Source organism: Tardiphaga sp. (assembly GCF_044340795.1).
Taxonomy (GTDB): domain Bacteria; phylum Pseudomonadota; class Alphaproteobacteria; order Rhizobiales; family Xanthobacteraceae; genus Tardiphaga.
The window spans coordinates 1-23,598 of record NZ_JBIISY010000092.1 but is presented as its reverse complement, the minus strand read 5'-3'; the positions used below and the strand labels follow the sequence as shown (position 1 = coordinate 23,598).

Sequence of the window (23,598 nt, the reverse complement as noted above, 5' to 3'; positions counted from 1 at the left end):
GGTCCCGTGCACGCCGGCAAAGGGCACCAGCTTTTCGTCTTCGCCGAGGATCTTCTCGACGACGACATAGAACGGCTTGGCCTTGCCCTGCGCCTCGCGTATCAGGCGGCGCAGGCGCTGGAAATACTGCGAGGGATCGCGCAGGCCGTCGATGTGATCGAGCCGCAGGCCCTGCAGGTTGTCCTCGGCGATCAGGCGCTTCACCTGGGTGTGGATGGCCTCGAAAGTACCGGCGTCTTCGACGCGCAGACCAGCCAGCGTATTGACGTCGAAGAACCGGCGGTAATTGATCTCGCTTGATGCAAGCCGCCACTGGCCGAGCTTGTAGTGCTGGCGCTCCAGCAGCATGTGCAAGGTCTGGATCTGCGCGGGACGATCCGGGCCCGCGCGATAGGCATCAAGGCCGCGGGCGATAACGTCGGCAGCGCCGTCGATGGACGCCAGTTGCTGCTTGAACGCTGGCGCCTCGTTGCGATTGGGGTGGCGCAGGCCCTTGTGCTTGCCAGCCAGTGTCAGGATCGCGCGACCTGCGGCGGTATCGCCGGCGTCTGCTTCCTTGACGATCACGCGCAGCATCTCGCTGTAGCGCTCCGGCGCGATCGGCAGGCGGTGCTCGTAATACCAGGCCGAGAAACTGCCCTCCCTGGCATCGTATTTCAGCTCGATCTCGCCATTCTCCAGCGCCTGGCCGTAGCTGGAGCCGATGATCGGCAGCAGCAGGCCGCCACGGGCGCGATAGGGCAGGAGCTCCCAATCGATATCGAAGGAGACGGCGTGCGGCGACGCCTGCCCCCATTCGAGCACGTCGAGCCACCACGGATTGTCGGCATAGTGCACGCCCACATGATTGGGGACGAAATCGAGGATCAGGCCGAGGTCGTTCTTCTTCAGCGCGGCGCTCATGCGCTCGAAGCCGGCATCGCCGCCGAGCTCGGGGTTGAGCTTGGTGTGATCGACGATGTCATAGCCATGAGTCGATCCCGCGCGCGCCTTTGTGAAAGGCGAGGCGTAGACATGGCTGATGCCGATGGCTTTCAGATAAGGCGCGATCAGCGCGGCGGCGTCGAAGTCAAATTCCTTGGTGAGCTGCAGGCGATAGGTAGCGGTCGGGATGGCCGGCGGCATTCACTTGTCTCCAATCCACCACTGGATCGCCCATGGTGCCAATGCATCGCCTTGTCGGCCCCAGATCAATGTGCCGGTGACGTCCCGGGCGGTGACCTGTTTGCCCGAGAGGTTGGCGCGCAGCGTCAGTTTCCGGTCATCGGCCATGGTCCAGTCAGCGATGACGAGGCCATCGGTTTCCTCGACCTTCCCGAAACGCGCGCCGACGCTACGCGGCACGATATGCTGCTTCCGCATCCGCAGGAGATCACGCACCATGGCCCAGCGCCGCTTGCCAGCGCCGTCGCGCATTTCCCAGTCGATCTTCGCCTGTTCGAAGGTTGCGGCGTCGAGCGGATCGGGGATGTCGTCGCCATATTTCTCATAGGCGCTGGCGAATTCCTTCTTGCGGCCGTTGCGTACGGCATCGGCAAGATCGCCCTGGAAATCGCAGAAGAACGGGAAGGGGACCTTCGAGCCCCATTCCTCGCCCTGGAACAGCATCGGCACCATCGGCGCGAGCAGCGTGATGGCCAGCGCCGCCTCGACTGCCACGGGATCGGCGATGGCTTCCAGGCGATCGCCGAGGGCGCGGTTTCCGATCTGGTCGTGGTTCTGCAGGAAGTTGACGAAAGCGGATGGCGGCAGTTCTCCGCTCGGTTCACCGCGTCCCTCGCCACTACGATGGGCGGAAGGCTGGCCCTGATAGGCGAAACCGGAGCCGAGCGCCCGCACGACATGCTCGATGGGCGTCGGTGCGTAGTCGCTGTAATAACCCTTGTCCTCGCCACTCAGCAGCACGTGCCAGGCGTGGTGATAGTCGTCGTTCCACTGCGCGCGATATTTGCCACGCGCGGGGTTGGTCACGGGATCGAGCAGCGTCGCGCGGTTGTCGTCGTTTTCCAGCACGAGATGGATATGACGGCCGGTGTCGGCGGCGAGCTTGCCGACCTCGCGCGACAGCTCGTGCAGCATCGGCACTTCGCCGGGCTCGGTGATGGCATGCACGGCGTCGAGGCGTAGGCCGTCGAAGCGATAGTCGCGCAACCACATCAGCGCATTCTCGATGGCATAGGCGCGAACCTCGGGCACGCGGTAATCAATGGCCGAACCCCAGGGCGTCTGCGTATCGCAGAAGAAGGTCGGCGCGTATGAGCCGATGTAATTCCCCTCGGGACCGAAATGGTTATAGACCACGTCGAGAAACACGCTGATCCCGCGCAAATGCGCTTCGTCGATCAGCGCCTTGAGATCGTCGGGGGGGCCATAGACGTGATCCGGTGCATAGAGCAAAACACCGTCATAGCCCCAGTTACGGGAGCCGGCGAAGTCGGCAAGCGGCATCAGCTCAAGCGCGGTGAAACCGGTTCTGACGAGATGATCGAGCTTGTCGATCATGGCACGATAGGTGCCCTCCTGTGTAAATGTGCCGACATGGGTTTCCAGCAGCACGGTCTCATCCCACGGCCGGCCGCGCCAGTCAGCGGCGCGCCATTGATAGGTGGTGTGATCGACGATCTCGCTGGGGCCGCTGACGTCCTCGGGCTGGAACGACGAGCCGGGATCGGGCACTTCCGTCTTGCCATCGATGAGGAAGCGATAGGTAGCGCCGGCGGCGATCCCCGGCACATCCACGCTATACCAGCCATTGTCCTCTGCCGTCATCGCCACCGGCTGATCGAGCATCACATCGACACGGCCTGCTGCCGGTGCCCACAATTTGAAGGTGGCGCCCTTGTCGGTCAGGCGTGGCCCAAAGCTGCGCGTTGTCATGCGGGTGTCCCCGCGAATGCGATGACCGAGCGCGGTGGGGCATCCACATCGGCGCCGGGGGGCAGGATGGCAATCGAGAGGTTGTCGTCGGCAGTGTTCAGCACTTGGCGCCAGCTCTTGAATTCGGTGAGTTTCGGCAGCTTGAAGGGAATGCCCTCCGGGGCTGCGTTCAGGACGATGAACAACGGATTGCCGCCCTTTTCGTTCGAACTGAGCACGTAAGAAAGGAACCGGCCGTCCGGGAAGGCCCAGTCAGCCTCGGTCATCTCTTCGGCAGAGGGGGTCAGCCACAGTACGCCATAGCTGCCATCGGTTCGGCGGCCGTCGAGCCATTTTTGCGCGGTGATCTGGGGGAAGCGCTGGCGCAGTTGCGCCATATGGCCGATGAAATCGGTGAGGTCGTCGTCCCTGTTGCCGAGGCCGTTCCAGTCCACCCAGCCGATCTCGTTGTCCTGGCAATAGGCGTTGTTGTTGCCGCCCTGGCTGTTACCGACCTCGTCGCCGGCTAGCAGCAGCGGCACGCCCTGAGCGAGATACAGGCAGGCAAGCTGGTTCTTGCGCAGCTGCCGGCGCAGCGCATTGATCGCAGGATCGTCCGTCGGGCCTTCGACGCCGAAATTATTGCTGTGATTGTCGGTCGAGCCATCGCGATTGTCCTCGCCATTGGCCTCGTTATGCTTCTCGTTATAGGCGAACAGGTCGGCAAGCGGAAATCCGTCATGCACGGTGACATGGTTGATGCCGGCACGCTGCTTGCGGCCGTCATGGTTGAACGTGTCGGACGAGCCGGTCATGCGGCGCGACACGTCGCCGATCAGCGAACCTTCACCGGCCCAGTAGCGGCGCATGGCGCTACGATATTTGTCGTTCCACTCCGACCATTGCGACGGATAGGCGCCAACCTGATAGCCGCCCATGCCGAGATCCCATGGCTCGGCGATCATCTTGACATTGGCGAGCACCGGATCCTGCCGGATGGCCGTCAGGAAATTGCTGTTGCGATCGAAGCCGTTCGGGCCGCGCGCCAGTTCGGTGGCGAGATCGAAACGGAAGCCGTCCACATGGCAGACCTCGACCCAGTAGCGCAGCGAATCCATCACCATCTGCAGCACGCGCGGATGGGTGAGGTTCAGCGATGAGCCGCAGCCGGTGAAGTCGTCATAGTAGCGCTTGTTGTCCGGCATCAGCCAGTAATAGGAGGCGTTGTCGATGCCGCGGAACGAGAGCGTCGGGCCGAGATGGTTGCCCTCGGCCGTGTGATTGTAGACGACGTCGAGGATCACCTCGATGCCGGCATCGTGCAGCCGTGCGACGGTGGTGCGGAAGGCATCGAGCGGATTGTCGGCGCCATAGCGCGCTTCCGGCGCGAAGAAGCTCAGCGTGTTGTAGCCCCAGTAATTGACCAGCTTCATCTCGACGAGACGGCGATCATCCACGAAGGCATGCACCGGCAGTAGCTCGATGGACGTCACGCCGAGCCGCTTGAGATGGTCGATCATCGACGGCGCGGCGAGGCCGCGATAGGTGCCGCGCAAGCCCGCAGGAACATCCTTGCGGCCCATGGTCAAGCCTTTGACATGGGCCTCGTAGAAGATCGTGTCTTCCCACGGAATGCTTGGCCGCGCTTCGCGACGGCCCCAGTTGAAGCTTTCGTCGACCACCACGGCCTTCGGCATGCCGCGGGCATTGTCGCGGCGGTCGAAGGAGAGGTCTTCACGCGACGAGCCGGTGCGATAGCCGAAATGCGCGTCGCTCCAGACCAGGCGGCCTGCCAGCTTCTTCGCATAGGGATCGACCAAGAGTTTGTGCGCATTGAAACGGTGGCCATGCTCGGGCTCATACGGTCCGTGCACGCGATAGCCGTAGAGCTGGCCTGGCGAAACGTCGTTGAGATAGCCGTGGAAGACGTGCTCGTTGTATTCGGGGAGCTCGATGCGTTCGAGCTCGCGACGTCCCTGACCGTCGAACAGGCACAACTCGACCTTCCTGGCATTGGCCGAGAACAGGGCAAAATTCGTCCCCCGCCCGTCCCAACTGGCCCCGAGGCGGGAGGGCGTTCCGGATGACAGGCGCATCGATCAGGCTTCCGGTACGAGGAAGATCGCAGCGAGCGGCGGCAATGTGAGGCTGAGTTCGGGTACGAGTCCGGTGGCCGTCACCTCGCCGGAATTGCCGACATTGCTGCCGCCGTAAAGCGCGGCATCGGAATTGAGCGCCTCGCGCCATTTGCCGGTGAAAGGCACGCGGACGCGGTAGTTATGATAGACATTGGGCGAGAAGTTCACGACGACGAGGCACTGCGATCGTGGCGCGTTGCCCTTGCGGATCCAGGCAAACACGTTGTTGCTGGCGTCGTCGGTCACCATCCATTCGAAACCAGCCGGATCGCAATCAAGCTCGTGCAGCGCCGGGGTGTCGCGATACAGCGTGTTGAGGTCGCGGATCAGCGAGTGGATTCCGGCATGCTTGTCCTGTTCGAGCAGGTGCCAGTCCAGCGAATGATCGTGATTCCACTCGCGCTCCTGGGCGAATTCGCAGCCCATGAACATCAGCTTCTTGCCGGGATGGCCGAACATGAATGAGTAATAGGCGCGCAGATTGGCAAAACGCTGCCAGTCATCGCCCGGCATGCGACCGAGGATCGAACGCTTGCCGTGGACGACTTCGTCATGCGACAGCGGCAGGATGAAGTTTTCCGAGAACGCATATTGCAGGCCGAACAGGATGTCATTGTGCTGGTGCTGGCGATAGATCGGATCCTTGCTGATGTAATTCAGCGTGTCATGCATCCAGCCCATATTCCACTTGTAGCCGAAGCCGAGTCCGCCAAACTCGACGGGACGCGACACCTGCGGCCACGAGGTGGATTCTTCAGCGGCGGTCGTGGCATTGGGGAATTTGCCGAACACTTCGCGATTGAAGCGGCGCAGGAATTCGATCGCCTCGATATTCTCGCGGCCACCATATTTGTTCGGAATCCAGGCGCCTTCTGCGCGGCTGTAATCGAGATAGAGCATCGAGGCCACGGCATCGACGCGCAGACCGTCGATGTTGTAGCGGTCCATCCAGAACAGCGCGTTGGACACGAGGAAATTGACGATTTCCGTACGGCCGTAATTGTAGATCAGCGTGCCCCAGTCCATGTGCCGTCCCTGCAGCGGGTTGGCATGTTCGTAGAGCGCGGTGCCGTCGAAGTGGCCGAGGCCATGCGGATCGTCGGGGAAATGCCCGGGCACCCAGTCGAGCAGCACGGCGAGACCTTCGGCGTGGCAGGCATCGATTAGGGCCGCAAAATCCTCGGGCGAGCCGAAGCGGCTGGTGGGGGCATACATGCCCGTCGGCTGATAGCCCCAGGAGCCGTCGAACGGATGCTCGTTGACCGGCAGGAATTCCACATGGGTAAAGCCGAGATCCTTGGCATATTTCGGCAGCGTCTCGGCGAGATCGCGATAGCTCAGCCATTCATTGTCGCCCTTGCGGCGCCATGAGCCGAGATGCACCTCATAGATCGACATCGGCTTGCCCAGGGCATTGATGCCCTCGGGTGCCGAACGCGGATGCGGAATCTTCTGTTCATCCAGCACGATCGAAGCCGTTGAGGGACGCACTTCTGCCGAGAACGCAAACGGGTCGGATTTCAGCGGCACCTGGCCATGCGGGCCGATGATGTCGAACTTGTAGTGACTGCCAGCGGTGGCGCCGGGAACGAAGAGCTCCCAGTAGCCGACACCGCGCACGCGCATCGGATGCCGGCGCGAATCCCAGAAATTGAAATCGCCGACCACGCTGACGCGCTTCGCATTCGGCGCGAGCACGACAAAGGCGACACCGGCAATGCCGTCGATCACGCGCGGATGAGCGCCGAGCTTGTCATAGATTCGCTGGTCGGTGCCTTCGCCGAGCAGATAGAGATCGAAATCGGTCAGCAGCGGCGGGAAGCGATAGGGGTCTTCGAGATCGACGACATTGTCACCGAACTTTGCACGCAACTGGTATCTGGTCGAGCCATTGGCCAGCGCGCCGACGAACAGGCCGGACTGATGCACGCGCTCCAGCGGCGTGGTCGCGCCATGATCATCAATGGCGTCAACCTTGACGGCATCAGGCAGGAAAGCGCGCACCACCGTACGGTCGTTCTCCTTGTGCGGCCCGAGATAATGGAACGGGTCGGAATGACGGCCTTCGATGATGGCATAGGCTTCAGCGGGAAGATTGGTCATACGGATTCCTTCGGCTCCCCGTTCAGGATGCGCAACAGACCGGCCAGCGGCACGCGCAGCCAATCCGGGCGATGCGCGAGCTCGTACTCGATCTCGTAGAATGCTTTCTCGATCAGGAAGAATTTGAGCATGTCGTCAGCAGATTTTGCATCTGCCGGCCACAACCGCTTGTCGGTCATGGCGTCGCGATAGGCCCCGACGAAGGCATCGATGGCGCGGTCACGCCACGACGTGAGCGCATTGGCGAGCTTGCCATTCTCGTCGGGAGCAACCTGCTCGGCGCGCTCAAGGGCCGCTGTCGCAGAATAGTCGATCGAGCGGATCAGGCCGGCGACATCGCGTGCGGCCGGCGCCTTGCGGCGACGGTCCTCGATGGAGCGGCGCGGTTCGCCCTCGAAATCGATAATGAAGATGTCGTCCTTGACGATCAGCATCTGGCCGAGATGGAAGTCGCCGTGATGGCGGATCTTCAGCCCGTCGATCTTGTCTGGCAGCAGGCCGTTGAGCGTCTCGCGCAGATTGTTGCGCAACGCCAGCACGGCGTCGATCAAGCCACGATCGCCGTCGCGGGCGGCGTTGCGGCGCTGGGCCAGCAGGCTGAACACCGGCTCGGCGCGGGTGACGATTTCGTCGGTCCACACGCGGATGTCGTTGTCCGTGGTGGGCTCCGGCTTGAAGTCGGCGATGTCGTCGCGGCTTGCCAGCGCGATCTGCATTTCTGCGACACGCAGGCCGGTCTGCGTCATGTAACGCAGATAGGCAACCTGGTCCTCGTGCATTTCGGGATGGTCATCGGCTGCGATCAAGCGCTCGCGCTCGACGAAACGATCGAGATAACCCGACGACACCGTCCAGGCGTCGCCCTGGTTCTGCACAAAGGCATGGACGATGGAGACGGCGCTGCGCTGATCACCCTCGATCAGCTCGACGCTGCCGAGCAAGGCCGGGGTGTTGGCGAAGCCGGCAATCTCGGTGAGGAAATGGCCGACCTCGATCTCCGGATTGATGCCGGTCTGCAGCTTGCGATAGATTTTTACGACATAGTCGCTATCGACCAGTGCCGTCGAATTCGACTGCTCGGTTTCCACCGCGCGAATGTTTTCCAGCTTCTGCTGCGGCTTGTCGGTGAGTTTCTTGGTCGGGCGGAATTCGAGCTTCATGCCCTCGACTTCCTCGACCGTCACCGCATTGCGCAAGTTGTACAGCAGCAGCGAGATGAAAATCTCGTCGGTGGCGACATCCAGCAGCGTGCCTTCGCGCGCGCCCTGGCGCACGGCGGCGAATGCCTTGGGATTATAGCGGTCGCGATCGAAACGCACCCAGTCGATCTGCATCGGCAGCACGTAGCGGGATTTTGCGCCGCGCTGGGTGGTCTCGAAGAACACCAGCCATGGCCGGTTGTCGCCGACCAGGCAAAATGGTGTCGCCGAGGTCAGTGCCGGCTGGATCGCCTTGGCATTGCGTTCCGGATACCAGCGCGAGCGCGACAGGAAGCCCGGCAGCACATCATGCTCGAACACGCCGCGGGTACGCGCCAGCGTCATCCAGGTGGAGCCGAGCGGCACCACCAGCGTTTCGAATTCCGGCACCACAGCTGGCTGCGAATGTTCGGAGACGTCGCGCTTCTCGAGCTGGAACCAGTAGAAACCGTAGGGCGCCAGCGTCACCATGTAAGGCAGGTCGCCGATCGGCGGGAATTTGGTGCGGCCGAGCATTTCGAGCGGTACGCGCTCTTTCCACGGCGATAGATCAAGCTCGGTCGCCTGCGCCGCACGCGACAGGTTGGCCACGCAGAGGATCACCTCGTCGCCATACTGGCGCACATAGCACAGCACCGAACGGTTCTCGGGGCGGATGAAGGTCATGGTGCCGCGACCGAAGGCGAGCGTCGACTTGCGCACGGCGATCAGCCGTTTGGTGGCCGACAGCAGCGACGACAGGCTGCGCGACTGCGCTTCCACATTCACCGATTCATAGCCGTAGATCGGATCCATGATCGGCGGGGCATAGAGACGTGCGGGGTCGGCGCGGGAGAAGCCGCCATTGCGGTCCGGCGCCCACTGCATCGGCGTGCGCACGCCATTGCGGTCGCCGAGATAGATATTGTCGCCCATACCGATCTCGTCGCCGTAATAGATGATCGGCGTGCCAGGGAAGGACAGCAGCAGTGAGTCCAGCAACTCGATCTTGCGGCGGTCGTTGTCCATCAGCGGCGCAAGACGGCGGCGAATGCCGACATTGATGCGCGCGCGCGGATCATTGGCGTAGGTCGACCACAGGTAGTCGCGCTCGACATCGGTGACCATTTCCAGGGTCAGCTCGTCGTGATTGCGCAGGAACATGGCCCACTGGCAGTTATCCGGAATATCCGGCGTCTGCCGCATGATGTCGGTGATCGGGAAACGGTCTTCCTGCGCCAGCGCCATATAGATGCGCGGCATCAGCGGGAAGTGATACGCCATATGGCATTCGTCGCTGTCGCCGAAATATTCCTGCACGTCTTCCGGCCACTGGTTGGCCTCGGCGAGCAACAGGCGGCCCGGCGCATAGGCGTCGAGCTCGGCACGCAGATGCTTGATGACCTTGTGGGTCTCCGGCAGGTTCTCGTTATTTGTGCCGTCGCGCTCGATCAAGTAGGGGATGGCGTCGAGACGGAAGCCGTCCACGCCGGCATCGAGCCAGCGCTTCATCACCTGCACGACAGCCGAGAGCACACGCGGGTTGTCGAAGTTCAGGTCCGGCTGGTGCGAGAAGAAGCGGTGCCAATAATAGGCCTTGGCTTCCGGATCCCAGGTCCAGTTGGATTTCTCCGTGTCAGTGAAGATGATGCGCGTGCCGTCATATTTCTGGTCGGTGTCGCTCCATACATACCAGTCGCGTGCGGACGAACCGGCAGGGCTCCGCCGAGCGCGCTTGAACCAGTCGTGCTGGTCCGAGGTATGATTGATGACGAGCTCGGTGATCACGCGCAGGCCGCGGCGCTTGGCTTCGTGAATGAAGCGCTTGAAGTCCTTCATCGTGCCGAAGTCGGGATGAACCGACCCGTAATCGGCGATGTCGTAGCCGTCGTCCCGGCCGGGCGACGGATAGAATGGCATCAGCCAGATGGTGGTGATGCCGAGCTCCTGCAGATAATCGAGCTTGTCGGTGAGGCCGGCGAAATCGCCGATGCCGTCATTGTTGCTGTCCGCAAACGTCTTCACGTGCAGCTGATAGATGATCGCGTCCTTGTACCAGAGCGGATCGATCGCATTGTTCGGCTGTTCGACGCCCGTCTTGGACTTGATGTCGGTCATCACATTCATTCTGGGCGCTTTCAGGCGAGGCAGCGGAAGAGGGCGGCAGGGTCGCGTTGCGGGTCGATGCGCAGGCGGATGCCGCCCCATTCGACGCCGTGGCGTTCACCCGTGATGATATTCTCGACGGCAGCGACATTCCGCTTCTCGCCGTCGACGAGGACCTGTGTGTCGATCGGCAGCCAGAATTCGTAGGGATCGCGCGAAATGGCGATGGCACCGGCCACGACATTGGTGCCGTCCACCGATGTCTTGACGAAGCCGATGATGTTGTCGTTCTCCACCGGCATGAAGCGCAGGTTGGAGATCTGCTGCAGCGCCGGGTTGGCGCGGCGGGCGAAATTCAACGCGGTGATATAGGAGATGATGTTGCCTGGCTTGTGCCAGTCGCGGGTCCTGATCTCGTATTTCTCGGAGTCGAGATACTCTTCCTTGCCCGGAATGGCCTCGTGCTCCAGCAGCTCGAAGCCGTTATAGACACCGTAGACCGACGACAGCACGGCAGCCAGGGCCACGCGCGACTTGAACATCCACTGCTCACCCGATTGAAGGTGATAGGGCAGGATGTCCGGCGTGTTGACGAAGAAATTCGGTCGGTAGTATTCCCGCTCGGGATAGGAGCACAGCTCGTTGAGATATTGCTCGATCTCCCACTTGGCGGTGCGCCAGGTGAAATAGGTGTAGCTCTGCGAGAAGCCGAGCTTCGCCAGACCCTTCATCAGCTTCGGGCGGGTGAAGGCCTCGGCCAGGAACAGCGCATCGGGATGCTTCAGCTGCACCTCGTGGATCGCCCATTCCCAGAACCGCAGCGGCTTTGTGTGCGGATTATCGATGCGGAAAATCTTGACGCCCTGATCGCACCAATAGAGCAGCATGTCGCGCAGCGCATTCCACAGCGAGCCGGCATCGTCACAGCTGAAATCGGGATTGTGGATGTCCTGGTACTTCTTCGGTGGATTTTCGGCATATTTCATCGAGCCGTCCGGCCTGCGCTTGAACCAGTCCGGATGCTCCTTGATCCAGGGATGGTCCGGCGAGCATTGCACCGCGACGTCGATGGCGACTTCCATGTCGTGCTGCTTGCACGCGGCAATCACCGCGTGGAAATCCTCCAGCGTGCCGAGATCGGGATGGATGGCGTCATGGCCGCCTTCCTTACCGCCGATGGCATAGGGGCTGCCGACATCGCCGGGCTCGGCCGTGAGCGAATTGTTCTTGCCCTTGCGGTTGGTCTCGCCGATGGGGTGGATCGGCGTGAAATACAGCACATCGAAGCCCATCGCCGCGATCTCGGGAAGGCGTGCGATACAATCGCGGAACGTGCCGTGCTGGCCGGGCACCTTGCTCTGGCTGCGCGGAATCATCTCGTACCAGGCGCCGTTGCGGGCGCGCTCGCGGTCGATCATCAGCGGCAGCAGGGCCGAGCGGGTGAGATCCGGGCGCGGCTGCGCCTCGGCCATGGCTTCGCGCAGTTTTGGCGAGCGCAGCGGTTCGGTCTCGCCGGTCTGCAGATAGGCCTCGCATTGCTTGACGATGAAGGCCGACGCCTCTTCGCCGCCATTCTGGGCCTTGGTCATCAGCCCGGCGCCTTCCAGCGCATCGAGCGTCACGTCCTGTCCGGCCTTCAGCTTCAGATCGAATCCGTGGCGCCAAGTGGCGAATTCATCGGTCCAGGCCTCGATGGCATAGACGTAACGGCCGATCTCGCTCGGCGTGAACGTACCATGCCAGCGGTCGTTGACATCCATCACCATCGGCGCACGCTGCCACTCGCGATCCTGTTCGCGGCGCCAGACGATGGCGGCATCGATGATCTCATGCCCGTCGCGATAGATATCGGCCCAGACCTCGATAGCCTCGCCGTGAATGCGTTTGACCGGAAACCGACCGCCATCAATGATGGGGTAGATGTCCTCGATATGAAACGCGCCGCTCATCGCGGAGCTGAGAGTGGTCTGGGATGTTCTGTTCACGGTGATGCCATCAACAAGAGGGATGTCAGGACCCGTGTGAGACGGGAGCACTGCAATCCTATAAGAAGCTTCGTGACAGGGGTTTGGTTCCCGTCGGAACCGAGCTTAAGTCATCGCGTTGAAAGTCGGCTATCCTCTTCCGTAACCTCATGAAATTTCGCGACAACCTGCGATTGCCTCAAGGTTGTTGCCTTGCAAACAGCGTGCCGAATGGACCTCTTCGCCAAAGCCGCCGAACTCGGCATTCAGACCGGTTTTCACGATGGACAGGGGCAGTGGCACACCACAAATGCCGCTGCTCTGGAGATCATCCTCAATGCCTTGCCGGTGCGCGCCCCGCGCCGTTTTCTCGATCATGTCGTGGCGCTGCGGGCGGGCGAGGGTGGCCACACCACGCTGACCGAAGCGGCGACATCCCCGCTGAAGTGGGAAGTCTGGGCCGGTGACCGACTAATGGCCGAGGGCTCGGCCAATGGCCGAGAGATCGCCTGGCCGGCGGACCTTCCGGTCGGCGTGCATCGGCTGCGGCTGGCAGACGCCTCGCTCTATTCCGAGGAAACCGCTCTGGTCGTGGCGCCGGGAAAGGCCTATGCCGGGACATTCGACCGCAGCTGGATCATTGCCGTCCAGCTCTATGGCCTGCGCTCCGAGCGCAACTGGGGCATCGGCGATTTCACCGATCTGCAGAACCTGATCCGTGTCGGCGCCAGCCTCGGCGCCGGCGGTGTCGGCCTCAATCCGCTCCATGCGCTCTTCGACGATCGTCCAAGCGAATGCAGTCCCTATTCGCCGAACAGCCGGCTGTTTCTCAATCCGCTCTATATCGACGTGGAGGCGCTTCCCGAATTCACCGGTGCTGCCGATAGCGAACTCGCACCGCTGCGGCGCTCGGCACTGGTGGATTATCCGGCGGTCGCCGCCGCCAAATGGCGCGCACTGCGCGCGGCCTTCGCGCAATTCCAGTCCGATCCCAAGTCGCCGCGTCAGGCGGCGCTGGCAGCGTTCCGCAAGGAGCGCGCACCGTTGCTGACGCGATTCGCCTGTTTCGAGGTGCTGCGCCATCGCTACAAGACCGCGTGGTGGGACTGGCCGGGCGAATGGCAGCATCCGGACGATGCCAGATGCGCCGAGCTGTGCGCAGGCCCCGATGGCGCTGAAGTCGCCTTCATCGAATATGTGCAGTGGAATGCCGATCTGCAGCTGAAAGCCTGCTTCGATCTCACCAATGAACTGAAAATGCCGGTCGGCCTCTATCTCGACGTCGCCGTTGGTGTGCAGGCCGGTGGCTTCGATGCATGGAATGAACAGGTCGCCATCTCGCGGCATCTGTCTGTCGGCGCACCGCCGGATGCGCTGCAGCCTGCCGGCCAGAACTGGGGCCTTGCCGGCTTCAACGCGGCGGGCCTCGAAGTGCAGGGCTTTGCGCCGTTCAAGGACATGCTGCGTGCCTCCATGCGCTATGCCGGCGCGATCCGTCTTGATCACGTGCTCGGGCTCAATCGCCTCTATGTGGTGCCGCACGGCTATCGGCCGGACAACGGCGCCTATGTCAAAATGCCGCTGGAAGCCCTGCTTGCTGTCACCGCGCAGGAAAGCGTCGAGAATACCTGCGTCGTCATCGGCGAGGACCTCGGCACCGTGCCTGAAGGTTTTCGAGACCATATGGCCGCATGGGGTATCTGGTCATATCTGGTGATGATGTTCGAGCGCGACGAGCGCTATGCCTTCCGCGGCATCGACTATTACCAGCGGAACGCGCTGGTCACCTTCAACACCCACGACCTGCCGACCTATCACGGCTGGCGCAGCTACCATGACCTGCATCTGAAGCGCTCGATCGGCATCGATCCCGGCGAAAGCGACGATGCGCGGCGTTACGCCATCGAAATGCTCGACCAGGCGCTGCGACAGAATGGCATCGACCGCATGGATTTCTTCGGCGTCGCTCACTTTCTCGCGCGGACGCGAACCCGCATCGAGGCGATTGCGTTGGAAGATCTGCTTGGCGTCAGCGATCAACCGAACATCCCCGGCACCATTGATGAGCATCCGAACTGGCGGCAGCGGCTGCCGGCCACGATGGAAACGATGGCCTCGTCGATCGATCGTGACGCGCTGCACATCGCAACGGCGGACAGGAGCGCGTCCGCAGTGACCTAAATCCAGTCAGGTGGCGGAGAGACATTGTACAGCAACATCGAAGACTACGCCCTGATCGGCGATTGTGAGACCGCCGCACTCGTCAACCGCAACGGATCGATCGACTGGCTATGCTGGCCGGCTTTCGACTCCGATGCCTGTTTCTCCGCGCTCCTCGGCACCAAGGATCACGGTCGCTGGCAGATCACGCCCGACGGTCCGATCAAGTCCTGCAAGCGGCGCTACCGCGGCGATTCGCTCGTCCTGGAAACCACGCTCGAGACCGACGACGGCGCCGTCACGCTGATCGATTTCATGCCGCCGCGCGGCACCGCGTCGGATGTGGTGCGTATCGTCCGTGGCGACCGCGGCACGGTCAAGATGCGGATGGAGATGATCATCCGTTTTGGTTTCGGCACGGCCATCCCATGGGTCAAGCGCGACAAGGACGGCGCGGTACTGGCAATTTGTGGACCCGACATGACGGTGTTGCACACGCCCATCGAGACCCACGGTGAGAACCTGACCACGGTTGCGAGTTTCGAGGTCAAGGCCGGCGACAGTGTCCCGTTCGTGCTCACCTATGGTCCCTCGCATCTGAAAGTCCCGGAGCCGATCAATGTCGATGCGGCGCTGAAGGACACCGAGGAATTCTGGGCCGAGTGGAGCAGCCGCTGCACTTATAAAGGCGAGCACCGCGATCTCGTGATGCGGTCGCTGATCACGCTGAAGGCGCTGATCTATGCGCCGTCCGGCGGCATCGTCGCGGCGCCGACGACGTCGTTGCCGGAGAAGCTCGGTGGCAGCAGAAACTGGGATTATCGCTTCTGCTGGCTGCGCGATGCCACCTTCACGCTGCTGGTGCTGATGAACAGCGGCTATACCGACGAAGCGCGCGCCTGGCACCGCTGGCTGCTGCGTGCTGTCGCCGGCTCGCCCGCCGAAATGCAGATCATGTACGGCATCATGGGCCAGCGTCGCCTGCTCGAATGGGAAGCCGACTGGCTGCCCGGCTATGGCGGCGCGCTGCCGGTGCGCATCGGCAATGCCGCGCATGCGCAACTGCAGCTCGACGTCTATGGCGAGCTCATCGACAGTTTCCATCAGACCCGCGTGGCCAAGCTCGATCTCGAAGACAGCACCTGGGCGGTGGAAGGCGAGATCCTCGACCATCTCGCCTCGGTCTGGAGCAGGCCCGACCATGGCATCTGGGAGCGCCGCGGCAACGGCAAGCATTACGTGCTGTCGAAAGTGATGTGCTGGGTCGCCTTCGACCGCGCCATCAAGAGCGCCGAGATGTTTGATCTCGAGGCGCCCCTGGAGAAATGGAAAGCACTGCGCGACGAGATCCATCGCGACGTCTGCGAGAAGGGCTTTGATCCCCGCGAAAACACTTTTGTCGAATCCTATGGCTCCGACGTCCTCGATGGCGCGATCCTGTTGCTGCCGGCGGTGGGATTCCTGCCGGTGGACGATCCGCGCGTGAAAGGCACCGTCGCTGCCGTGGAGAAATATCTGATGTGCGATGGCTTTGTGCTGCGTCACGATCCGCGCGAGGTCACCGGCGAAATCCAGCCGGCGGAAGGTGCGTTCCTCGCCTGCACGCTCTGGCTGGCCGAGGCCTATATCCAGATGGGCGATATCGCCAGGGCGGAGGAGCTGTTCGAGCGCGTGGTCGCCGTCGCCAATGACGTCGGCCTGCTGGCGGAAGAATATGACAGCGGCGTCAAGCGCCAGACCGGCAATTTCCCGCAGGCCTTGACGCATATCGCGCTGATTTCAGTGGCGCATAACCTGACCGGCGCGAAGAAGCCGCAGGAGAAGAAAAAGGAGAGGGCGAAATAGCGTCTTTCTTTTCCCTCCCCCAAGCGGCGGAGCCGCGCAGTGGGGAGGGTGGTGAGAAGCGAGCGTTCAGCGAGCTTCGAGACGGGTGGGGTGCTTCCAGAAGCTCCGACGTCACGTGTGGACCCCCACCCCAGCCCTCCCCGCAAGGGGGAGGGAGCCTATGGAGCGCGGATCAGGCCCCAGCATTCCTCTTCAAAATCATCTCCACCGCCCCGGCAAATCCGTCATCCTCATTGGAGCCTGTCACCGCGCTGGCCTTGCCTTTCACGAAATCGCTCGCATTCCCCATGGCGACCGAGAAGCCCGCGACCTCGAACATCGGCAGGTCGTTCCGCATATCCCCAACGACAGCGATCGCTTCCAGCGGAATCCCCAGCCGCTCCGCCATGGCTTTCACAAACGTTCCCTTGCTCTGCGCCGGCGGCGTCACGTCGAGATAATAATTCTGCGACCGCACGGCCACGGCACTGTCGCCCAGCACCCGCTGCATCTCCGTCTCGCAGCGCTCCAGCAGCGGAAAGTCGGAACTCGCGCCGACAATCTTGCAGGCCTTCGCCAGATAGGGCGCAAAATCGTCCACGATCAGCGGCGCGTGCTGGATGGTGTCGCGCTCATGCGGCACATATTTGCCGTCGTCGCGCTTGATGACCCAGTCGTCATTGGTGAAGATCCAGACATCGACATCGTATTTGTCGAGCACCGCGATGCTCTTCTTGGCAGCAGCCTCGCCGATCAGGTGCTGTGTGATAGGGACCAGGTCGCCATCCACCATCGAACTGCCATTGAACGGGCCGATCGGCAGCGTGATCCCGAGCGGATCGATGAGAAAGCGCATGCCGACCGGCGGCCGGCTCGATGTGATGGTGAAGCCGATGCCGTTGTCTTCCAGCTTCTTCACGGCGGCCTTGGCCTTGTCGGTCAGCCGCTTGTCATGAGTCACCAGCGTGCCGTCCACATCGGAAACGACGAGGGCGATCTTGGTCATGATGCGATCCTTCAGGTCGGCAGTTGCTTGGCGATGGCGGCCACGATGCCATCGATGTCATCGTCGATGGACACCGCGATCACCCGCTCATCGGTCCCCGGCATTTCCAGCGTCTTGAACTGGCTATCGAGCAGCGACGGCGGCATGAAGTGGTTTTTCCGTGCCGCCATCCGTTTCGCGATCAGCTCCCGGGAGCCATCGAGATAGACAATGCGAATATCGTGCCGGCCATGCACCAGCAGGTCGCGATAGACGCGCTTCAGCGCCGAGCAGGCCACGACCAGCTTGCCACCCTCGGCGGTGACACGGTCGATCTCGTCGGCGATGCTCTGCAACCAGGGCCAGCGGTCCTCGTCGGTGAGCGCTTGTCCCGCCCGCTGCTTCTCGACATTCGCGGGGGGATGAAAATCATCGCCATCGGCAAAGCGCCATCCCAGCCGCTCGGCCAGTGCCTTTCCGATCGAACTCTTGCCCGAGCTGGACACGCCCATCACGATGAGCGCGTTGGGAGCAGGATCAGACACTGTCGCCCTCCGGCAGCGCTTCGCGATCACAGAGCCAGACTGTTTCGCCATTCGAGCGCGCGCGATTGGCCGGCAGATCCTCGCCCGCCAGTACGCGGCCGAGAATGGCGCGCTTGTCCTCGCCGCTCATCAGGAACAGCATCTCATGGCAGGAGGCGAGCGGCGGCAGCGTCAGGCTGACGCGTGGCACGAATGGTTTGACATGGGCCTCCGGGACGCCGACCACCCAGCGATCGGTAATCTCGATACCGGGATAGCCGGGGAATAGCGACGCGACATGGCCGTCCGGCCCGACGCCGAGCAGAACGAGGTCGAACAACGGCTTTCCGCCGTCGAGCTTGTCGCTGCCGTAGAAATCCTGCAGGTCTCGCATATACAGCGATGCCGCTTCGTCCGGGCTTGCCGCATCCGTTTTGATCGCATGGACATTTGCAGCAGGTGCGCATTTGTCCAGAAACGCGCCCTTCGCCATCGCCATGTTGTTGAGCAGATCGCTCTCGGCGACGAAACGGTCATCGCCGATGAACCAGTGCACGCGCTCCCATGGGATGCGTTTGCGATAGGCATCAGTGGCAAGCAGCTCGTATAACCGCTTCGGGCTCGATCCGCCGGTCAGGCAGATCGCCGGCCGGTCCTTGCTGGCCTCGATCCGCTTGATCAGTCGCTCGGCCGCCGCAGCAGCCAGCGCTGCTGCGTCCGACACTTCGATGATGGTGCGATGCTCGACCATGGTGGCTCCTGTCGCCTAGCTCAGCACGCGCCAGCTACGGCCGTCGCGGGTGAGCAATTCGTCGGCTTCCTCCGGTCCTTCGCTGCCGGCCTTGTAGGTCTTGAGCCCGTCCTTGCCCGCCTTCTTCCAGGCATCGAGGAATGGCTGCACGGCGCGCCAGCCCGCTTCAACGCTGTCGGCGCGCTGGAACAGGATATTGTCGCCGATCATGCAGTCATAAATCAGTGTCTCGTAGCCAGTGGCCGGCGAGGCATTGAAGTAATCCTTGTAACGGAACTTCATCTCGACGCCGTCGATGTTCACGGCAGGGCCGGGCACCTTGGTGTTGAACTTCAGCGAGATGCCTTCATTCGGCTCCACCGCGATGACGAGATAGTTTTCGGCGAGCTTTTCCATCGACATGTCCCGGAACATGGCGAACGGTGCCTGCTTGAACTTGATCGCCACTTCCGTGCGCTTGACGCCCAGCGCCTTGCCCGTGCGCAGATAGAACGGCACGCCGGCCCAGCGCCAGTTGTCGATCATCAGCCTCAGGGCCGCATAGGTCTCGGTGGTGCTGCCCGGCTTGACGTCGTCTGTCTTGAGATAGTCGCCAATGTCGGTGTCGCCGACATGGCCGCCCACATATTGCGCGCGCACTGAATTCTTCAGCGCATCGGCCTCGGTCTGGATCGTGACGGCGGCGAGCACCTCGGCCTTTTCGGAGCGCACCGCATTGGCCTCGAAGCGCGACGGCGGCTCCATGGCGACCAGTGACAGCAACTGGAACAGATGGTTCGGCACCATATCGCGCAGCGCGCCGGTGGCGTCGTAGAACGAACCGCGGTGGCCGACGCCGAGCTTCTCGTCCACGGTGATCTGCACGTGATCGATGTGGTGGCGATTCCAGATCGGCTCGAAGATGCCATTGGCAAAGCGCAGCACGAGGATGTTCTGCACCGTCTCCTTGCCGAGATAGTGATCGATCCGGTAGATCTGCTGCTCGTTCATCAGGCTGAGCAGTTTGGCATTCAGCTTCTTTGCCGATTCCAGATCGGTGCCGAACGGCTTCTCCACCACAAGGCGGCGCCAGGAATTGGTGTCATTGCCGTTTTCCTTCAGCATGCCGGTGCGGCCGAGCTGTTCGGCGATCGGCGCGAAGGCGGATGGCGGCGTGGCGAGATAGAACAGCCGGTTGCCGCCGGTGCCGCGCGCCTGCTCGAGCTTGTCGAGCTCATCCTTCATGCGGTCGAAGCTCTCGGGCTCGCTCGGATCGGCCTCGATACAGGTGACGCAGTTGAGAAGCTTCTGCGCGATCGCATCGTCGACCGGGCGCGTCGCATATTGCTTCAGGCCTTTCAGCAGGTCCTCGCGGAGCGCGTCGCCGGTCATGCCCTTGCGGGCGATGCCGACCACGCAGAATTTCTCTGGCAGCAGATCCGATGCCTGGAGGTTGTAGAGTGCCGCGATCACGAGGCGATGCGCGAGATCGCCGGTGACGCCGAAAATCACGAAGGCGCAGGGATCGGGCTTCTTGGTCTTGTCGGGGGTCTTGGCAGTCACGGACAACTCCGTCGTTTATTTCACGATGTTCGGCGCGTCCTGCCGCTTCGGGTCCGGATGCTGTTCGGGCTCTTTGTGGCCGCCGAAACCGGCGCGCATCGCGGATAGAATCTTCTCTGCAAATGTATGGTCTTGCCGCGAGCGGAAGCGCGCGAACAACGCGGCGGTCAGCACTTCGGCCGGCACCGCTTCGTCGATGGCAGCGTTTACCGTCCAGCGTCCTTCGCCGGAATCCTCGACGAAGCCGGAATATTCCTTGAGCTCGCCGCTCTTGGCCAATGCCGATGCCGTGAGGTCGAGCAGCCATGACGGAATGACGCTGCCGCGGCGCCAGACTTCGGCGATGTCAGGCAGATTGAGATCGTAGCGATGCGCTTCCGGCAGCGCCTCGATGTTGGCGTTCTTGAGAATGTCGAAGCCCTCGGCATAGGCCTGCATCAGGCCATATTCGATGCCGTTATGGATCATCTTGACGAAATGTCCGGCGCCGACCGGGCCGGCATGGATATAGCCTTCCTCGATGCGCGGATCGCGTCCATCGCGGCCGGGAGTGCGCGGGATGTCGCCGATGCCCGGCGCCAGCGTCTTGAAGATCGGATCGAGGCGATCGACCACTTCCTTCTCGCCGCCGATCATCATGCAGTAACCGCGATCGATGCCCCAGACACCGCCCGAGGTGCCGACGTCGATATAGAACAGATTTTTCTTCTTCAGCGCCTGGCCGCGGCGGACGTCGTCCTGCCAGAAGGTGTTGCCGCCATCGATGATGGTGTCACCGGGCTCCAGTAGTTTTGTCAGCTCGTCGATGGTGGTTTCGGTGATCTTGCCGGCCGGCAGCATCACCCAGACATGCCGCGGCTTGTCGAGCTTCTTGACGAAGTCTTCCAGCGACGATCCGCCGACGGCGCCCTCACCAGCGAGGCCGGTGACGGCCTTGGCGTCCTTGTCATAGACCACCGCGGTGTGGCCGTTCTTCATCAGGCGGCGGACAATATTTCCGCCCATTCGGCCGAGGCCGATCATGCCGAGCTGCATTTTGCGATGTCCTTGTCTTGATTGCACATGGCCCGGAGCGATGTCCGGGCCATGTGGGGTCGTTTTAATTCAGTGCGGCCGTGATGGCCTTGTCGAGTGCGGCGAGGCCGGCTTTGAGGTCGCCCTTCAGATGCACGCGCAGAGCGCGCCGGCTGCGATCGGTCAGCACCTCGAAATCGCCACGCGCCTGCGCCGCCTTGATGACGCCGAATGATGCGCGGTAATCGGGGATCGCCAGATCCTTGGCGTCATCCGCGGTGATCTGCAGGAACACGCCCGAGTCCGGTCCACCCTTGTAGGCCTGGCCCGTCGAATGCAGGAAACGCGGGCCGAATTCGGCGCAGGTCGCCACCTTCTTCTTGTCGCGCACCGCCATCCGCATCGCCTGCAGCGCATCGATATGCGCGGTATCGCGTTCGACATAAGCGAGCAGGGCGACGTAGTCACCCGGCGTGACACGGCGGAAGTGTGCCTTGAGCCACGAGGCGAGGTCGCCATTGGCGCCGGCCTTTTTCAGCAATTCGGCATTGCTCTCGTCGGTGTAGAGATCGGCGTCCTTGGACGACACCACCGGTGTCTCCGGCGGTAGCGAGCCGGTCTTCTCGAAAGCCGATGTCAGCTCGCGCGTCTTGATCTTGGCGTCTTCCACATCCGGCTGGTTGAACGGATTGATGCCGAGCACGGCGCCGGCCACGGCGGTCGCGATCTCGAAACGGAAGAACTCCTGGCCGAGATGGTCGATCGACGGCAGCACGATCCGCGTGACGATGTGGCCGGCCTTCTCCAGCGCGGCGAGCTTGTCATCATGCGCCTTGTCGTTCTCGCCCTCGACGCGCAGGTCGATGAAGAAGCGATCGTCACCATAGACCGTCGGTGCGCCCAGCTCTTCGCCATCGATCGGGATCAGGCCCTTGCCGTCCTTGCCGGTGGATTCGGCGATGAGCTGTTCGGCCCAGGCGCCGAAGTCGGCAATCTTTGTCGAGGACAGAATGGTGACCTTGTCACGGCCATCGATGCCGGCATGGCCCATGGCCAGACCGAGCTGCACGCCGGGATTTTCCACCGGCGGCACATCCGGCCCGCAGGAGCGGACCATCGACAGCGTATGCTCCAGCAATTTCGACAGATCGAGACCCGCCGCTGCCGCCGGCACGAGACCGAACGGCGACAGCACGGAATAGCGGCCGCCGATCGCGGGATCGCCGAAGAAGATGCGCGCGAATTTCTGCTCCTTCGCCACCTTCTCCAGCGACGAGCCGGGATCGGTGACGGCGACGAAATGCGAACCCGCCTTGTCAGCACCGACAGCCTTGCTCACTTCGCCGAAGAAATAGTTCTTCATCACGTTTGGCTCGGTGGTGCCGCCGGATTTGCTCGATACGATGAACAGCGCTTTGGCGATGTTCACGGTCTTCGCCATGGTCGCGACCTGCGCTGGATCGGTGGAATCCAGCACATGCAGTTTCGGGAAGCCCGACACATGCGGGAAGGTCACCGCCAGCACTTCAGGCCCGAGGCTCGATCCGCCCATGCCGAGCACGACGGCATCGGTAAAGCCCTGGTCCTTCACCCATTTGGCGAAATCGCTGTAATCGGCAAGCTTGGCCTTCTCGGCAAACGCGCTGTTCAGCCAGCCCAGCCATTTGGCTTCGTCACTGTTGGTCCAGACCGACGCATCCTTGTGCCAGAGCCGGCGGATCTTTGCCGATCCGCGCCATTCCTCGGTGGATTTTTCGACCGTCTTCTTCAGCGTGTCGCCCAGCGCCAGCGACTGCGTGCCGACGGCCTTGCCCAGCGAGGCCGCGCGCTTGTGCGCCACCGCGCCATAGAGCTTGTCCGCGGCATCGGCGAATTGCTTGACGCCGTCGGCGACAAGGTCGGTGGTGATCTTGTCCAGCGAAATGCCGGTCCTGGCGAAATCCGCCAGCACTTTCTTCGCGTCGTCGATCTTCTCTTCGAGGCTGTCGCGCACTTCGCCATGGTCGCGGAAGGCGTCGAGGGTCGCTGGCGGCACGGTGTTCACCGTGTCCTTGCCGATCAGCTCCTCCACATACATGGTGTCGCGATAATCCTTGCTCTTCACCCCCGTGGACGCCCACAGCAGCCGCTGCGGTTGCGCGCCCTTGGCCTTAAGCTTGTCCCAGCGGCTGCCCGCGAACAGCTTCAGATATTCCTGATAGGCGAGCTTGGCGTTGGCGATCGCCACCTTGCCCTTCAGCGCCTTCAGGCGCTCTTTCTCGGCAGGATCATTGGCCTGCGCGATCTTCTCGTCGAGCTGCTTGTCCGCCTGGGTATCGATGCGGCTGACGAAGAACGACGCCACGCTGGCGATGCCCGACGGATCACCGCCACCGGCTACGAATTTTTCGAGGCCGCGCAAATAGGCCTCGGCCACGTCCACATAGACCTTCTGCGCGAACAGCAGCGTGATG

Annotated in this window: 14 protein-coding genes; 2 read left to right on the top strand and 12 right to left on the bottom strand. The window is 62.4% G+C overall.

What is annotated here, in order from left to right; translation table 11 throughout:
• The 6 genes from ACIQ17_RS16370 to ACIQ17_RS16345 form a co-directional block, all read right to left on the bottom strand.
• On the bottom strand, positions 1-1,125 hold a 1,125-nt coding region (locus tag ACIQ17_RS16370), incomplete at its 3' end, for an alpha-amylase family glycosyl hydrolase (protein ID WP_398470115.1).
• Positions 1,126-2,877 (bottom strand): malto-oligosyltrehalose trehalohydrolase, encoded by a 1,752-nt coding sequence (gene treZ, locus ACIQ17_RS16365; RefSeq protein ID WP_398470114.1) that lies wholly within the window; start codon positions 2,875-2,877, stop codon positions 1,126-1,128. It lies immediately after the preceding gene.
• Positions 2,874-4,952: a glycogen debranching protein GlgX gene (gene glgX, locus ACIQ17_RS16360; RefSeq protein ID WP_398470113.1), complete on the bottom strand. Its 2,079-nt coding sequence runs from the start codon at positions 4,950-4,952 to the stop codon at positions 2,874-2,876. Before glgX ends, treZ begins: the two co-directional genes overlap by 4 nt.
• A gap of 3 nt (positions 4,953-4,955) precedes the next feature.
• Positions 4,956-7,097, bottom strand: a complete 2,142-nt coding sequence (gene glgB / locus ACIQ17_RS16355) for a 1,4-alpha-glucan branching protein GlgB (RefSeq protein ID WP_398470112.1) — start codon at positions 7,095-7,097, stop codon at positions 4,956-4,958.
• Positions 7,094-10,402, bottom strand: coding sequence for a maltose alpha-D-glucosyltransferase (gene treS / locus ACIQ17_RS16350; RefSeq protein ID WP_398470111.1), 3,309 nt, complete (start codon positions 10,400-10,402; stop codon positions 7,094-7,096). Before treS ends, glgB begins: the two co-directional genes overlap by 4 nt.
• 11 nt (positions 10,403-10,413) lie before the next feature.
• A complete protein-coding gene (locus tag ACIQ17_RS16345) occupies positions 10,414-12,330 on the bottom strand; it encodes an alpha-1,4-glucan--maltose-1-phosphate maltosyltransferase (protein ID WP_398470117.1) in 1,917 nt (638 codons plus the stop codon).
• 246 nt (positions 12,331-12,576) lie between these two features.
• On the opposite strand from ACIQ17_RS16345, the gene malQ reads away from it, so the two are divergent.
• Positions 12,577-14,526 (top strand): 4-alpha-glucanotransferase, encoded by a 1,950-nt coding sequence (malQ, locus tag ACIQ17_RS16340; protein WP_398470110.1) that lies wholly within the window; start codon positions 12,577-12,579, stop codon positions 14,524-14,526.
• A gap of 24 nt (positions 14,527-14,550) precedes the next feature.
• Positions 14,551-16,350: a glycoside hydrolase family 15 protein gene (locus ACIQ17_RS16335; protein WP_398470109.1), complete on the top strand. Its 1,800-nt coding sequence runs from the start codon at positions 14,551-14,553 to the stop codon at positions 16,348-16,350.
• 172 nt (positions 16,351-16,522) lie between these two features.
• Here ACIQ17_RS16335 and ACIQ17_RS16330 read toward each other — a convergent pair whose 3' ends face one another.
• The 6 genes from ACIQ17_RS16330 to ACIQ17_RS16305 all read right to left on the bottom strand — a co-directional run.
• Positions 16,523-17,335, bottom strand: a complete 813-nt coding sequence (locus ACIQ17_RS16330) for a Cof-type HAD-IIB family hydrolase (RefSeq protein WP_398470108.1) — start codon at positions 17,333-17,335, stop codon at positions 16,523-16,525.
• Between the two features lie 11 nt (positions 17,336-17,346).
• Positions 17,347-17,826 (bottom strand): gluconokinase, encoded by a 480-nt coding sequence (locus tag ACIQ17_RS16325; RefSeq protein ID WP_398470116.1) that lies wholly within the window; start codon positions 17,824-17,826, stop codon positions 17,347-17,349.
• Positions 17,827-17,851: 25 nt separating this feature from the next.
• Positions 17,852-18,589, bottom strand: a complete 738-nt coding sequence (pgl, locus tag ACIQ17_RS16320; protein ID WP_398470107.1) for a 6-phosphogluconolactonase — start codon at positions 18,587-18,589, stop codon at positions 17,852-17,854.
• Positions 18,590-18,604: 15 nt separating this feature from the next.
• On the bottom strand, positions 18,605-20,131 hold the full coding sequence (gene zwf, locus ACIQ17_RS16315; protein ID WP_398470106.1) for a glucose-6-phosphate dehydrogenase: 1,527 nt from the start codon (positions 20,129-20,131) through the stop codon (positions 18,605-18,607).
• Positions 20,132-20,146: 15 nt separating this feature from the next.
• Positions 20,147-21,166 carry a phosphogluconate dehydrogenase (NAD(+)-dependent, decarboxylating) gene (gene gnd / locus ACIQ17_RS16310; RefSeq protein WP_398470105.1) on the bottom strand — a complete coding sequence of 340 codons (1,020 nt, stop codon included), beginning with the start codon at positions 21,164-21,166 and terminating at the stop codon, positions 20,147-20,149.
• A 64-nt stretch (positions 21,167-21,230) separates the two neighbouring features.
• The coding region (locus ACIQ17_RS16305; protein ID WP_398470104.1) for a bifunctional transaldolase/phosoglucose isomerase at positions 21,231-23,598 on the bottom strand (2,368 nt) is incomplete at its 5' end.